General features: G+C 60.7%; 11 protein-coding genes. 10 read left to right on the plus strand and 1 reads right to left on the minus strand.

The window, feature by feature from the left end; translation table 11 throughout:
• The first annotated feature begins 131 nt into the window (after positions 1–131).
• The 8 genes from JUI81_RS07375 (at position 132) to JUI81_RS07410 (ending at position 10,527) form a co-directional block, all read left to right on the plus strand.
• Positions 132–1,205 carry a LacI family DNA-binding transcriptional regulator gene (locus JUI81_RS07375; protein WP_204124014.1) on the plus strand — a complete coding sequence of 358 codons (1,074 nt, stop codon included), beginning with the start codon at positions 132–134 and terminating at the stop codon, positions 1,203–1,205.
• Between the two features lie 119 nt (positions 1,206–1,324).
• The gene (locus JUI81_RS07380; RefSeq protein WP_019580252.1) at positions 1,325–1,705 is read left to right on the plus strand and encodes a RidA family protein; all 381 of its coding nucleotides are present in this window, start codon (positions 1,325–1,327) and stop codon (positions 1,703–1,705) included.
• A gap of 226 nt (positions 1,706–1,931) precedes the next feature.
• A complete protein-coding gene (locus tag JUI81_RS07385; protein ID WP_028941393.1) occupies positions 1,932–3,608 on the plus strand; it encodes an MFS transporter in 1,677 nt (558 codons plus the stop codon).
• Between the two features lie 443 nt (positions 3,609–4,051).
• Positions 4,052–4,414 (plus strand): DUF6124 family protein, encoded by a 363-nt coding sequence (locus JUI81_RS07390; protein WP_019580250.1) that lies wholly within the window; start codon positions 4,052–4,054, stop codon positions 4,412–4,414.
• 483 nt (positions 4,415–4,897) lie between these two features.
• Positions 4,898–6,271 (plus strand): glutamine synthetase family protein, encoded by a 1,374-nt coding sequence (locus tag JUI81_RS07395; RefSeq protein WP_019580249.1) that lies wholly within the window; start codon positions 4,898–4,900, stop codon positions 6,269–6,271.
• A 7-nt stretch (positions 6,272–6,278) separates the two neighbouring features.
• Positions 6,279–7,670, plus strand: coding sequence for an aldehyde dehydrogenase family protein (locus tag JUI81_RS07400; RefSeq protein WP_204124015.1), 1,392 nt, complete (start codon positions 6,279–6,281; stop codon positions 7,668–7,670).
• A 3-nt stretch (positions 7,671–7,673) separates the two neighbouring features.
• Complete coding sequence (locus JUI81_RS07405; protein WP_019580247.1) at positions 7,674–8,834, plus strand: iron-containing alcohol dehydrogenase; 1,161 nt, start codon at positions 7,674–7,676, stop codon at positions 8,832–8,834.
• Positions 8,835–8,961: 127 nt separating this feature from the next.
• Positions 8,962–10,527 carry an amino acid permease gene (locus tag JUI81_RS07410; RefSeq protein WP_204124016.1) on the plus strand — a complete coding sequence of 522 codons (1,566 nt, stop codon included), beginning with the start codon at positions 8,962–8,964 and terminating at the stop codon, positions 10,525–10,527.
• A 227-nt stretch (positions 10,528–10,754) separates the two neighbouring features.
• Here JUI81_RS07410 and JUI81_RS07415 read toward each other — a convergent pair whose 3' ends face one another.
• The gene (locus JUI81_RS07415; RefSeq protein WP_204124017.1) at positions 10,755–11,168 is read right to left on the minus strand and encodes a tautomerase family protein; all 414 of its coding nucleotides are present in this window, start codon (positions 11,166–11,168) and stop codon (positions 10,755–10,757) included.
• Positions 11,169–11,322: 154 nt separating this feature from the next.
• On the opposite strand from JUI81_RS07415, the gene JUI81_RS07420 reads away from it, so the two are divergent.
• Both JUI81_RS07420 and JUI81_RS07425 read left to right on the plus strand, forming a co-directional pair.
• The gene (locus JUI81_RS07420; RefSeq protein ID WP_239077667.1) at positions 11,323–12,273 is read left to right on the plus strand and encodes a LysR substrate-binding domain-containing protein; all 951 of its coding nucleotides are present in this window, start codon (positions 11,323–11,325) and stop codon (positions 12,271–12,273) included.
• Positions 12,274–12,427: 154 nt separating this feature from the next.
• Complete coding sequence (locus JUI81_RS07425; protein WP_204124018.1) at positions 12,428–14,143, plus strand: amidase; 1,716 nt, start codon at positions 12,428–12,430, stop codon at positions 14,141–14,143.
• The last annotated feature ends 268 nt before the right edge of the window (positions 14,144–14,411 follow it).

The following is a 14,411-nucleotide window of genomic DNA, read 5'->3' on the forward strand; positions in this document are numbered from 1 at the left end:
TCCGGTGATTATTGTTATGGGTAGCGATGTTTCGCTGGGAGAAATCCTAAGGCGGGCAGGTCCATGGCTGCTATAGTCGGTCGGCAATACCTGTCAAAACCCGTCAAAAGTTTCAGATAGGCTTTCATTTCATGTCAGAGCATTCTTCGTCAAAAGCCGTCAACCCGATCGGTCGTCGTTCAACCATGGAAGACGTGGCCCTGGCCGCCGGGGTGAGCCTGTCCACCGTGGACCGGGTGATGAACCTGCGGGCCAACGTGCGCGCCGATACCGCGCAACGCATTGCCGAGGCTGCCGCCCGACTGGGCTTCTACGGGCGTAATGTGATCGAGCAACGAGTGCTGCAGCAGCGCCCGACCGTGCGTTTGGGGTTTCTGCTGCAAAAGCGTGGCGTGGCGTTTTATCAGGGGCTGGCAAAGGCCTTGGCTGAGGCGGCGACGGCCAGCGTGCGGGCCCAGGTTCGGGTGCTGATCCACTACATCGACGACCTGGCCCCGGCCGCCACCGCAGAACGCATCCTCAAGTTGCAAGGCGAAGTCGATGCCTTGGGCGTGGTGGCCGCCGACCATCCGGCTGTTCGCGAGGCCATGGCGCAATTGCGAGCGGCCGGCATTCATGTGGTCGCCCTGGTGTCCGAGCTGAGCGCCTCGGCCGGCGCCGGTTATGTCGGCGTCGACAACCGTGCCATGGGCCGCACCGCCGGCTGGTTCATCAAGCACCTGGCAGCGCAACCGGGGCCAGTGGCCGTGATGGTCGGCACCCAGCGCTTTCAGTGCCAGGAACTGTGTGAAATGAGTTTTCGCTCCTTCCTGTCGGAACAACCCCAGGACTGGGAATTGCTGGCTACGCGCCTGACTCTGGAGGACGAGGAATTCGCCTATGCCGGCACGCTCGACCTGCTCACCAGCCAACCCGACTTGGTCGGACTGTATGTGGCAGGTGGCGGTATCGAGGGGGTCATCAACGCCTTGCGCGAACTGAAAGCCCAGCACATCGCGCTACCCGTCGTGGTGTGCCACGACCTGACCCCCGTCACCGGGACCGCCCTGCGTGACGGCATCGTTCAAGCCGTGCTGTCACATCCGATCGAGGCGCTGGCGCAAACGGCGGTCAGGGCCATGGTGGATGCCGCGATAGATCCAGCGTCGGACAGCGCAGCGAAGTGCATGCTTTCGTTGCAGATTGATGTGGCTGAAAGTGTTTAGCAGGTGATACACAACAGAACGAACGGCCTGACGATGAGGCTGTAAACTGGCCGCGCAAAAAAGGCGTCGCACCATTGAATGCCCCAGCCCCCCTTCACCCCCACAAACAAGAGACCCCCATGGCAAACCACGACATCACTTTCCTCCCCGATCCCGACGCGGAATCCATCTCCTCCGACGTCGCCGGTTTCGGCGGCCTGCTGGTCTCCACTCAAATTCCTACCCGCGCCGACGGCAGTCTGGAGCTGGGCGACATCACCCTGCAAAGCGAGTGCACTCTGCAGGCGCTCAAGGTCGCGCTGGAGAACGCCGGCAGTTCCATGGACCGGGTGCTGCATCTGACCATCTACCTCACCGACATGGCCGACCGCGCCGCGTTCAACGAGGTCTACCAGCGCTTCTTCGCCAAGCCCTGGCCGGTTCGCGCCGCCGTTGGCGTGGCCGCTTTGGCGGTCGAAGGCATGCGTGTGGAAGTCACCGCGATGGCGGCCAAGGGCTAAATCCGCGAATGTGCCCGGTGGGAGTGGCCCCCGCCGGGCACGTTGGCGAGTGGATATCTGCGCGAAGCCGATTATGCTTCAAGAAACCATGCAGCAATGCGAGGCCGTCAGCCCTGTTTCCATTATTCGCGCAATTGGTAATCCGACGACATCAGCCCTAGGGCCTGGGTGCGGCAAAAGTGATGAGGTACTCCGGCCTTCAACAAGAGCAAGACGGAGAAGACTCATGGCCACGATTGACACTACAGCCACGGGCAGCATGCCCAACCGAGGGATCACCAAGGAGGAACGCAAGGTCATTTTCGCCTCGTCCCTGGGCACGGTTTTCGAGTGGTACGACTTCTATCTTTACGGCTCCCTCGCGGCGATCATCGCCAAGCACTTCTTCGCGGGCGTCAATGAAACAACCTCCTTCATCTTTGCGCTGCTCGCGTTCGCTGCGGGTTTCGCCGTGCGGCCCTTCGGCGCCATCGTGTTCGGCCGACTGGGCGACATGATCGGGCGCAAGCACACGTTCCTCATCACCATTGTGATCATGGGTGTCTCCACCGCCGTCGTGGGTTTTCTGCCCGGCTACGCGACCATCGGCGTGGCGGCACCGGTCATCCTGATCACCCTGCGTCTGCTGCAAGGCCTGGCCCTAGGGGGTGAGTACGGCGGCGCGGCGACTTACGTGGCCGAGCATGCGCCCAAAGGCAAGCGCGGCTACTTCACTTCGTGGATCCAGACCACCGCGACCCTCGGCCTGTTTCTGTCGTTGCTGGTGATTCTCGCCTGCCGCACCCTGCTCGGCACCGAAGCCTTCGAGGCCTGGGGCTGGCGGATTCCCTTCCTGCTGTCGATCCTGCTGCTGATCGTCTCGGTCTACATTCGCTTGCAACTCGCCGAGTCGCCGGTATTCAAGAAGATGAAAGAAGAAGGCAAGTCTTCCAAGGCACCGCTGACCGAATCCTTCGCCCGCTGGGACAACCTCAAGATTGTGATCATGGCCTTGCTCGGCGGCACGGCCGGCCAGGCGGTGGTCTGGTACACCGGGCAGTTCTATGCGCTGTTCTTCCTGCTGCAAACACTGAAAATCGACCCGCAGACCGCCAACTATTTGATTGCCGGCTCGCTGCTGATCGGCACGCCGTTCTTCATCCTGTTCGGCAGCCTGTCCGACCGCATCGGCCGCAAGGGCATCGTCATGGCCGGGTGCATCCTCGCAGCCGTGACCTACTTCCCGATCTTCCATGCGTTGACCGAGTTCGGTAACCCCGACGTGTTTGCCGCGCAGGCGAAGAATCCGGTCACGGTGGTCGCCGATCCCGGCCAGTGCTCGTTCCAGTTCGACCCGGTGGGCAAGGCCAAATTCACCAGTTCCTGTGACCTCGCCAAGACTGTGCTGGCGAAGAAGGCCATCCCCTACAAAAACGAGAAAGCCGCGCCTGGCGCCGTCGCGCAGGTGCGCATCGGTGACAAGGTGATCCCGAGTTTCGAAGGCACCGGCATGCCCGCCGCTGACTTCAAGACCCGCAACGACGCCTTCGTCGCCACCCTCGGTACCGCCCTCAAGGACGCCGGCTACCCCGAGAAGGCCGACCCGGCCAAGACCAACTATCCGATGGTGTTGCTGCTCCTGACCATCCTGGTGATCTACGTGACCATGGTCTACGGCCCGATCGCTGCCTGGCTGGTGGAGCTCTTCCCGGCGCGCATCCGCTACACCTCGATGTCGCTGCCCTACCACATCGGCAATGGCTGGTTCGGCGGCTTCCTGCCCACAGTTGCGTTCGCCATGGTCGCGGCCACGGGTGATATCTACTACGGGCTGTGGTACCCGATCGTGATCGCGGTGATGACGGCCATCCTTGGTACTTTCTTCCTGCCGGAAACCAAGGATCGGGAGATTCATCACACGTAAGAGCAGCGATAGATTTGCACCCAACGCAACAAAAAACGCCCCGTCAGTCCTTTCCTGACGGGGCGAATCACCACATACACCCACGGTGTTTAAGCTGCATGTTTAAAGACACCCGGTGTTACTTCATCAAGGCTACAACGCCTTGCGTCGTTGCCTACGACTGCGCCAGAATCCGCCGGCTTGTGCGCTTTGGGCTCGGGTTTTATCGTTTCCCGGTCACTGAAAAACAGTGATCGGGTTTGGTAGCCCGGTATTTCCAGGCGCATAGCGCCGCCTTTTGCAGAGGTCGTTTTTTCACCTCTGTTTTTATGGTGGCCATGCGTAGGGCTCCTTCGGGCGCGCCGGGTTCCTGGACCGGTCTACCAACCTGTGCATGGCCGCCACCCTTCGTTTGGTAGCAAAGGGTGATGGCTCCTTAAATAGTTTTTCCAGGAGTTTCATCCATGTTCAAACCTACACCCAATCCGCCTGCCACAGACCCAACATCCCCCTACGAATCCCCCGATTCAAAGAAACTCCACGAAGCCGCCGAGCGCGCCCTCGACCACTACCTCAACCCGGCCGCCCAGATCATGGCCTCCACCCACGAACCCGAGCCCATGTACCTCGCCAACCCGAAGTACAACACCGAAGCCCTGCTGGCCAACGCCAGCGAAACGCTCGGCTCGGCCACCCTCATGCTCAACAATTTCGCAGCATTGCTGGAAACCTCACATCGCAAGACCCTGCTGGGCATTGCGCAAGTGGTCATGCTCGGTGAACTGGCGGTGAACCAGGCGCTGGATCACGTCGAACCGAAGGAATAACTAACGCAACCGGTGGCGAGGGGATTTGCTCCTCGCCACACCAGATTGGGGAAACGAACGTCCACAGCGTTGGAGCTAACCGCCACCAAGCAGACCAATGCTGCGATCTGTAGCAGCTGGCGAAGCCTGCGTTCGGCTGCGCAGCAGTCGTGAATCCGGCTGACGCGGTCTGCCTGACGTACCGCAACGTCTGGTTTGACGACTGCTTCGCAGCCGAACGCAGCCTCGCAAGCTCGACAGCTGCTACAGCCAAGCGCAGCTTTCGGCAGCTGCTACAAAGAACGCGTCGCGACTGAAACTGCTTAAGTGAACAGCATGAATCATCAAGCCCCGCTCACCATAACGTGCGCCTAGCAACAGTAGGCTAAGCTTTCAACAGCTTATTGCTCACGATGCTCGCGTCTGCAGGTTTTGGTTTTTTCTGGAGAGCGTCTGCAACAGCTATTTCAGACAGGTCCAGATCATTCACGCAGGACTGACGCGATGACCGAGCCCCTTCTCAGTTTCGAAGCACTTAAACGCGCCGCTGCCGCCGGCGAAATCGATACCGTGCTGGTGTGCATGGTCGATATGCAGGGGCGACTGGTCGGCAAGCGATTCCAGGTCGAGTTTTTCATCGACAGCGGCCACGAAGAAACCCACTGCTGCAATTACCTGCTGGCCGACGACATCGACATGGAGCCGGTGCCGGGATACGCCGCTGCCAGTTGGAGCAAAGGCTATGGCGATTTTGTGCTCAAACCCGACATGTCTACGTTACGGCGCGTGCCGTGGCTGGAATGCACGGCGCTGGTGCTCTGCGATGTGCTCGATCATCACCACAGAAAAGACCTGCCCCACAGCCCGCGAGCGATCCTGAAAAAACAGGTCGAGCGCCTGCGCGAGCGTGGCTATACCGGCATGTTCGCCTCTGAGCTGGAGTTCTATCTGTTTGATGAGAGTTATCAGGCGATCCACGAGCGCAATTACCACCAGCCCAAGACCGCCGGTCACTACATCGAGGATTACAACATCCTGCAGACCACCCGCGAGGAGCCAGTGCTGCGGGCGATTCGCAAACACCTGCAGGCCTGCGGCATTCCCGTGGAAAATTCCAAGGGCGAATGGGGGCCGGGGCAGGAAGAGATCAACATTCGTTATGCCGACGCCATGACCATGGCCGACCACCACGTCATCATCAAGCACGCCTGCAAAGAGATCGCGCAACTGCAAGGCAAGGCGATCACGTTCATGGCCAAGTGGCGCTATGACGCCGCCGGTTCCAGCAGCCATATCCACAATTCGCTGTGGGACAAGAACGGCAAAAAATCGCTGTTCTTCGACCCCAAGGCCGAGTTCGGCATGTCGAAGTTGATGCGCTCGTGGGTCGCCGGGCAGCTCAAATACGCCAATGACGTCACCTGCTTTCTTGCGCCCTACATCAATTCGTACAAGCGCTTTCAGGCCGGCACCTTCGCGCCAACGCGGGCGGTCTGGAGCCGGGACAATCGCACCGCCGGCTTTCGTTTGTGCGCCGAGGGCAGCAAATCCATCCGCATCGAATGCCGCATCGGCGGGGCCGACCTCAACCCCTATCTGGCCTTCGCCGCGTTGATCGCCGCAGGCCTGGCCGGGATCGACGAAAAGCTCGAACTCGCGGCGCCGTTCGAGGGCGATGCCTACGTCGATGAGCATTTGCCTGAAGTGTCGAAAACCCTGCGCGAGGCCTGCGCCGCGCTCAAGGCGTCGAGCATGTTGCGCGAGGCGTTCGGTGATGAAGTGATCGACCACTACGTGCACACCGCCGACTGGGAACAGAAAGAGTACGACCGACGGATAACCGACTGGGAACTGCAGCGCGGCTTCGAGCGCTATTGAGCACGCCATGACTGAGACCGTTCAACTTATCTCCCCGGTCGATGGCCGGGTCTATGCCGAACGCCGCCGTGCCGATGCGGTACAGATCGAGCAAGCCCTGACGGCTGCCGAAACCGCCCAGGCGCAATGGAAACGCCGGCCACTGAGCGAACGCGCCGCGTTTTGCAGCGCTGCCGTGGACGCGATGCTGGCGATGAAGGACGAGATCGTGCCGGAGCTGGCCTGGCAAATGGGCCGCCCGATACGCTTCGGCGCTGGTGAACTGCGCGGTTTCGAAGAACGTGCCCGGCATATGATCGCCATTGCGCCTGAAGCGTTGGCAGCGGTAGAGCCCACGCCTGTCGCGGGTTTTCGGCGCTATATCAAACGCGAGCCGCTGGGTACGGTGCTGGTCGTCGCGCCGTGGAATTATCCGTATCTGACGGCGGTGAATACGATCATCCCGGCGCTGATGGCGGGCAACAGCGTGATCCTCAAACACGCCACGCAAACGCTGCTGGTCGGGGAGCGTTTCGCCGAAGCCTTTCGCCGCGCCCAGCTGCCCGAAGGGCTGTTCCATAACCTGCTGCTCAGTCATGTCTATGCGGCGGCGATCATTACCTCCGGACGGGTGCAGCAGGTGAACTTCACCGGTTCTGTCAGCGGTGGCGAGGCCATGGAACACGCGGCCGTTGGAGGTTTCCTCGGCGTGGGCCTGGAGCTTGGCGGCAAAGACCCGGCCTACGTCCGGGCAGACGCCAACCTCGATCATGCGGTGGAAAACCTGGTAGACGGCAGCTTCTTCAATTCCGGGCAGAGCTGCTGCGCCGTCGAACGGATTTATGTCGATGAGAAAATCTACCCGGCCTTTGTCGAGCGCTTCGCTGCCCTGACCCGCCAATACGTGCTGGGCAACCCGCTGGACGAAGCCACCACCCTCGGGCCAATGGTCACACCGGGCGCCGCTGAGTTCGTTCGCAAGCAGATCGCCGATGCACTGGCACAAGGGGCCAGGGCGCTGATCGATCCAAAGGACTTCGCCGCCGGCCCGCCGGGCAGCGCCTACCTCGCGCCACAGGCATTGGTGGACGTCACCCATCACATGTCGGTGATGCGCGAGGAAAGCTTCGGCCCGGTGGTGGGCATCATGCCGGTGGCCAGCGACGACGAAGCCATCGCCTTGATGAACGACAGCGAGTTTGGGCTCAGCGCCTCGATCTGGACGCAAGACCTGGCCGCCGCCGAACGCATCGGCAACGAGATTGCCACCGGCACCGTGTTCATGAACCGCTGCGATTACCTGGACCCGGCCCTGGCCTGGACCGGGGTGAAGAACAGCGGGCGCGGCGTAACGCTGTCGCGCCTGGGCTATGAGCACCTGACCCGAGCCAAATCCTTCCACTTGCGCCACGAGATTTGAGCCATGAGCCTGACCGCGAACTGGAACTACCCCACGAGCATCCGCTTCGGTGTCGGCCGCATCGCCGAACTGGCCGATACCTGCCGCAGCCAAGGGATCCAGCGACCGTTGCTGGTCACCGACAGTGGCCTGGCGCGTGCGCCGATCACCACGGCGGCGCTGGAATCCTTGCGCGCCGCCGGCCTCGGTGTCGCACTGTTCTGCGACCTCAAGCCCAACCCCGTTGAAGCCAACCTGGCCGGTGGGCTCGACGCCTGGCGTGCCGGCAACCATGACGGCGTGGTGGCGTTCGGCGGTGGCAGCGGCCTGGACATGGGCAAGCTCATCGCGTTCATGAGCGGCCAGACCCGACCGGTGTGGGATTTCGAAGACATCGGCGACTACTGGACACGCGCCGACGAAAGCCGCATCGCCCCGGTCATCGCCGTGCCAACCACTGCGGGCACCGGTTCCGAGGTCGGCCGTGCGGCGGTGATCATCGACGAGCGCACGCACACCAAACGCATCATTTTCCACCCGAAGATGATGCCGCGGGTGGTCATCAGCGACCCCGCCCTTACCGTCGGCATGCCCGCCAAGGTCACCGCCGGCACCGGCATGGACGCGTTTTCCCATTGCCTGGAATCCTACTGCGCTCCCGGTTTTCATCCCATGGCCGAAGGCATCGCGGTGGAAGGCATGCGCCTGGTGGCCAATGCCCTGGTGCGGGCGGTGCACACCCCTTCCGACCTCGACGCGCGCGCACAAATGCTGGCGGCGGCGGCGATGGGCGCCACTGCGTTCCAGAAAGGCCTGGGAGGAATGCACGCGCTCTCGCATCCGGTGGGCGCCCTGTATGACACCCACCACGGCATGACCAATGCCACGTTCATGCCCTATGTGCTGAAGTTCAATCGCCCGGCCATTGAGGAGCGCATCACCCGTCTGGCGGCGTATCTGCGCCTGCCCTCCCCGGGCTTCGACAGCTTTATGGCCTTCGTCCTCAAGCTGCGCAAGGACATCGGCGTGCCGCATACGCTGGTGGAGCTGGGGGTGGATGATCAGCAGGCCGACCTGATCGCCGACATGGCGATTGTCGATCCCTGCGCCGGCGGTAATCCGCTGCCATTGACACGAAATGGCGCGGCAGAAATTTTCGAAGCGGCTTATCACGGCCGTCTTTAGAACGGCCACAACATGGATGGGTTTTATCCATTAGACGCAGGAGCAGTAAGACAGGGGGTTGAAGACAGTCCCATCCGGCAACGCACAACGCGGATGGATGTGTATCAAACCTGACAAGGCACACATTATGAGTCCTGTAAGCCAACCCGGCGCCACCGCGCCACAAGACGACGACATCAAGGTGTTGCACAGCATGGGCTATGCCCAGCAACTCTCGCGACGCATGGGTGTTTTCTCCAACTTCGCCATTTCCTTTTCGATCATCTGCATCCTCTCCGGTGGCATCAACTCGCTGGCACAGGGCACTTCGGGTGCAGGCGGTGCGGCCATCGGCATCGGCTGGCCACTGGGCTGCCTGATCTCCGGGGTTTTCGCCTTGGCCATGGCGCAGATTTCCTCGGCCTACCCCACCGCCGGTGGCCTCTATCACTGGGGCTCGATTCTCGGTAACCGCTTCACCGGCTGGTTGACGGCCTGGTTCAACCTGCTGGGGCTGATCACGGTGCTCGGCGCGATCAACGTCGGCACTTATTACTTCTTTTTCGGAGCCTTCGGACCGGCCCTGGGCATGCAAGACACAATCACCACACGGATCGTTTTCCTGGCGATCCTGACCGGCATCCAGGCCTTGTGTAACCACTTCGGCATCGGCCTGACCGCCAAGCTCACCGACTTCTCGGGCTATCTGATCTTCGCCACGGCCACCGCGTTGACCATCGTCTGCCTGATCGCCGCGCCCAGTTATGAGTTCGCCCGTCTGGTGACCTTCAGCAACTACTCCGGCGCGGCGGGCGGCAACGTCTGGCCACAAGTGTCGAACGGCTGGGTGTTCATGCTCGGCCTGCTCCTGCCGATCTACACCATCACCGGCTATGACGCCTCCGCGCATACGTCTGAAGAGACCCACAAGGCTGCCGTGTCGGTGCCGATCGGCATGGTCACGTCGGTGGCCTGGTCGTTGATGTTCGGCTGGGTCATGCTCTGCTCGTTTGTACTGATGTTGCCGAACATGGATGAAGCGGCGAAGCAGGGTTGGAATGTGTTCTTCTGGGCGATGGACACCCAGGTGAACCCGGCGATCAAAATGGCGCTTTACGTGGCGATTTTCATCTCGCAGTTCCTCTGCGGGCTGGCGACCGTGACCTCGGTCTCGCGCATGATCTTCGCGTTCTCCCGTGACGGAGGCCTACCCTTCTCGAAGGCGCTGGCCACGGTTTCGCCAAGCCATCGCAGCCCGGTGGCAGCGATCTGGACCGGCTCCATCCTCGCGGTGCTGTTCGTGTGGGGATCGTCGCTGGTGTCGATCGGCGAAACGCCGGTGTACACGATTGTGGTTTCCTGCACGGTGATCTTCCTGTTCTTCTCGTTCATCATCCCCATCGTGCTGGGCCTGTTCACCTACGGAACCTCGAAGTGGCCGACCATGGGACCGTGGAACATGGGGCGAGCGTTTTACTCGTTGTTCGCCATCCTCTCGGTCCTCTCGATGGTGCTGATCTTCGCTATCGGTATCCAACCGCCGAACGATTGGGCGCTGTACATCACCATCGGTTTTCTGATTCTGACGGCCATCATCTGGTTCAGCTTCGAAAAACGACGCTTCCAGGGCCCGCCCGTGGGCGACATGATCATCAAGCGGCAGGCAGAAATCGCGGCTGTCGAAGAGGAGTTGAATAAACAGGCTGGGGCGTAATGCGGTCTGTAGCAACTACTGCGTTCGTCCGTAGCAGCTGTCGAGCCTGCGAGGCTGCGTTCGGCTGCGCAGCAGTCGTCAAACCAGACCTTGCGGTGCATCAGGCAACCCGCGTCAGCCGGACTCACGACTGCTGCGCAGCCGAACGCAGCCTCGCAGGCTCGGCAGCTGCTACAGAGCGTCGCAGTTGCTGAGACCTGGTGGAGTGAGGCTTTGCGTTAGCTGACTTACACGGCAGAGGTGTTACCGAGCTGTTGCACCAGCTCCATTGCAAACTTGCCCGAGCCCACCGACCAGTCTGAATAGTCATTTTCATGCATGAAGATGAAAAGGTCTTGCGGGCGAACCTGTGCTTGAGCGCCAAGATTGTCTGCAATTTTTTTGTATAACTCCCGCTTCATCGCGTCGCTGCGACCTCTGCGCATCGTTATTTCAATCACGATCAAATGGTCGGAACGCGCAACGCCATTAAAGGTACGGCTGTAAAAAAATTGTTCCGGATCGTAGTCCACCACCAGATTGAACAGTTCATCCTGGGGCATACCAATGCTATCCACCAACGCTTGGTGTATGCCGTCGACGATGCGCTGGCGTTGCTGCGGGTCAGTGCCTTTGATGACGGCTGTTCGAACGAATGGCATGTGAGACTCTCTCAATTTTTTTTGGATAGGTGCCTACCACTCCGGCAAACCCGAACAGGTCACCAGGCATGCGGACAGCGGGGTGATTCTGCGAAACCGGGATGGGGTTTGAAATCGATTTATGCGCCCGAAGTAATTGAGTTAAAGTCACTTTATGAAACGTCGTCTCCCCCCATTGAATGCACTCCGCTCTTTCGAGGCCGCTGCCCGGCTGGGCAAAATGACGTCTGCCGCCGATGAGCTTTCTGTCACGCCCGGAGCAGTGAGTCGTCAGGTACGCCAGTTAGAGCTGAGTCTCGGGGTGGAACTGTTCGAGGGTCCGAAAAACAAACCGCAACTCACCGCTGCCGGGAAAGAACTCCTGCCGGAATTGACGGCTGCGCTGGATCGGATCGAGGCCGCTGTAGGCCGAATCAGCGATACCGCGACGGGTATTCTGGATGTGTCTTGCTTCAGCACGTTTACGGTCAAGTGGTTGATACCCCGTCTTTTCGATTTCAATGCGAAGTACCCTGATATCAAGATTCGCTTGAATTCCTTTGTCCATGCCACCGATCCGGACCGAGACCGATATGACGTGATGATCACTGCCGAGCAGGGGGCCGTTGAGGGTCAAAAGAATACCCTCCTGCTGTTTCCTGAAAGGTTGGGCATCGTGTTGTCACCCGCGTTATCCGCGCGTATCCAACTGACTGGGTTAGATTCCATTTTCTTGCATCCACTGCTCCATACAAAAACGCGTCCGGATGCCTGGACCAGCTGGAGTGATGCCATTGGATATCAGGCTACCGCGCCGGCCGGCGTAGAGTTTGAACACTACTATTTCACCTTGGAGGCGGCGATTGCCGGCCTAGGGATTTGTGTCGCCCCTTGGCATCTGGTGGCCGATGACATTCGTCTTGGCCGTTTGCTGGCACCGTTCGGTTTCCACCAAAGTCACTACGCCTATATCGCCAAGCGAAGCCCGGAACCCAACAAGAAGCTGGACCTGTTCTGCGCCTGGCTGGCGTGCCAGGCCAAACAAGACAGTTTCCCGGGATCTCTCTACGGTCAACCCTTCACGCCACCTCATCACTTTCAGAGCGCAGAGGTGTTCGGCGAATGACAGAGGGCCATAAGTTCTCCGATACTGTCGCGCAATGCAGTGCAACGAGAACCGATATGAAACCCCATTTTGAGAGAAATGATGTCTCTGAGCCCAAAATCCAGCGCAATGGAAACATCCACTGCGCCCCCCATCAACAGCCGGTGGTAACAGCATGATCGAGGTCACCGAAGTTTCCATCGCCGAGCTGCGTGCCGCGCTCGAATCCGGCCGGACCACGGCGGTTGAGCTTGTGCAGGCCTATCTCGCCCGGATCGACGCCTACGACGGCGCCGACACGCCCACCGCCCTCAACGCGGTGGTGGTGCGCAACCCCGATGCGCTCAAGGAAGCGCAGGCGTCCGATGCTCGTCGGGCCAAGGGCGAGACGCTGGGGCCGCTCGATGGCATCCCCTACACGGCCAAGGACAGTTATCTGGTGAAGGAGCTGACCGCCGCCTCTGGAAGTCCCGCCTTCGCCAACCTGATCGCTCATCGCGATGCGTTCACCATCGAACGGCTTCGCGCCGCCGGGGCGATCTGCCTGGGCAAGACCAATATGCCGCCGATGGCCAACGGCGGCATGCAGCGCGGGGTATATGGCCGTGCGGAGAGTCCGTACAACGCCGACTACCTCACCGCCCCTTTCGCATCGGGCTCATCGAACGGCGCCGGTACGGCAACCGCCGCCAGTTTCTCGGCGTTTGGCCTGGCGGAAGAAACCTGGTCGAGCGGACGTGGCCCTGCCTCGAACAACGGTTTGTGTGCTTATACGCCTTCGCGCGGGGTGATCTCGGTGCGCGGCAACTGGCCGTTGACGCCGACGATGGACGTGGTCGTGCCGTTCGCCCGGACGATGGCGGACCTGCTCGAGGTGCTCGATGTGGTGGTGGCCGATGATCCCGACACACGCGGTGATCTATGGCGGATGCAACCTTGGGTGCCAATTCCGAGTGTCGCTTCGGTGCGCCCCGCTTCCTACGGATCGCTGGCCGCGAAAAGCGATGCGCTCAAAGGAAAGCGCTTCGGCGTGCCTCGCATGTACATCAACGCCGATCCCGACGCGGGCACCAGCGATGCGCCTGGCATCGGTGGGCCGACGGGCCAGCGCATCAACACCCGCCCTTCCGTGATCGGGCTTTGGGATGCGGCGCGCAAGGCACTCGAAGCGGCCGGCGCTGAAGTGCTCGAAGTCGATTTCCCGCTGGTCACCAATTGCGAGGGCGATCGTCCTGGCGCACCGACTGTGTTTAATCGGGGCCTGGTGTCCAAAGAGTTCCTGCACCATGAGTTGTGGGATCTGACGGCTTGGGCGTTCGATGATTTTCTGCGAGCCAACGGCGATCCAAAACTCAATCGCCTGGTCGACGTGAACGGGCCGCTGATTTTCCCCCACGACCCGGGGACGCTGCCCAACCGCGAGGGTGATCTTGCCGCAGGCATGGACGAGTATGTGCGGATGGCCGAACGCGGCATTACGCCGTGGGATCAGATCGACACGCTGCCGGATGGACTGCGTGCACTGGAGCTGACCCGTCGAATCGATCTGGAGGAATGGATGGATCGGCTGGGGCTCGACGCGGTGATCTTTCCGACGGTAGCCGACGTTGGGCCGGCGAATGCCGATGTCGATCCGACGTCTGCGGACATCGCGTGGAGTAACGGGGTATGGGTTGCCAACGGCAATCTCGCCATCCGCCACCTGGGCGTTCCTACGGTCACGGTGCCGATGGGTGTCATGCCGGACATCGGCATGCCCGTCGGGCTGACATTTGCCGGTCGCGCCTATGACGATTCAACGCTGCTTCGCCTGGCTTCGGCGTTCGAGTCGACGGGGACGAAACGCTTGATACCGCCTCGCACCCCGCCCTTGTCGGGTAGCCAAAAATAGAAAGATCGCAGGCTCCTGCAGAGGTTGAGTACCCCCGTACCCATGCCCTGTAGGAGCCTGCGATCTTTGGGCCATTCATGCGAAAACCGGCAACAGTGTTTGTCCAGTCGACCGCTATTTGAAAGAAGTTCAGACACCTAACATCGTCTCTACCCAGTGAGCCAATAGCGTCAGTATCCATTAGCTCACGAGGTAGTCACTCGGAAATCCGAGATGAGTTTTACGATCATCTCGGCCCCAGAGTAAACCTTGGACGATACGGTGAAGA

It is taken from the genome of Pseudomonas sp. 008 (assembly GCF_016861935.1).
Lineage (GTDB): Bacteria > Pseudomonadota > Gammaproteobacteria > Pseudomonadales > Pseudomonadaceae > Aquipseudomonas.

Coding starts and splice junctions, on each gene's coding strand:
- JUI81_RS07375 (WP_204124014.1), top strand. CDS start 132: ATGTCAGAGCATTCTTCGTCAAAAGCCGTCAACCCGATCGGTCGTCGT.
- JUI81_RS07380 (WP_019580252.1), top strand. CDS start 1,325: ATGGCAAACCACGACATCACTTTCCTCCCCGATCCCGACGCGGAATCC.
- JUI81_RS07385 (WP_028941393.1), top strand. CDS start 1,932: ATGGCCACGATTGACACTACAGCCACGGGCAGCATGCCCAACCGAGGG.
- JUI81_RS07390 (WP_019580250.1), top strand. CDS start 4,052: ATGTTCAAACCTACACCCAATCCGCCTGCCACAGACCCAACATCCCCC.
- JUI81_RS07395 (WP_019580249.1), top strand. CDS start 4,898: ATGACCGAGCCCCTTCTCAGTTTCGAAGCACTTAAACGCGCCGCTGCC.
- JUI81_RS07400 (WP_204124015.1), top strand. CDS start 6,279: ATGACTGAGACCGTTCAACTTATCTCCCCGGTCGATGGCCGGGTCTAT.
- JUI81_RS07405 (WP_019580247.1), top strand. CDS start 7,674: ATGAGCCTGACCGCGAACTGGAACTACCCCACGAGCATCCGCTTCGGT.
- JUI81_RS07410 (WP_204124016.1), top strand. CDS start 8,962: ATGAGTCCTGTAAGCCAACCCGGCGCCACCGCGCCACAAGACGACGAC.
- JUI81_RS07415 (WP_204124017.1), bottom strand. CDS start 11,168: ATGCCATTCGTTCGAACAGCCGTCATCAAAGGCACTGACCCGCAGCAA.
- JUI81_RS07420 (WP_239077667.1), top strand. CDS start 11,323: ATGAAACGTCGTCTCCCCCCATTGAATGCACTCCGCTCTTTCGAGGCC.
- JUI81_RS07425 (WP_204124018.1), top strand. CDS start 12,428: ATGATCGAGGTCACCGAAGTTTCCATCGCCGAGCTGCGTGCCGCGCTC.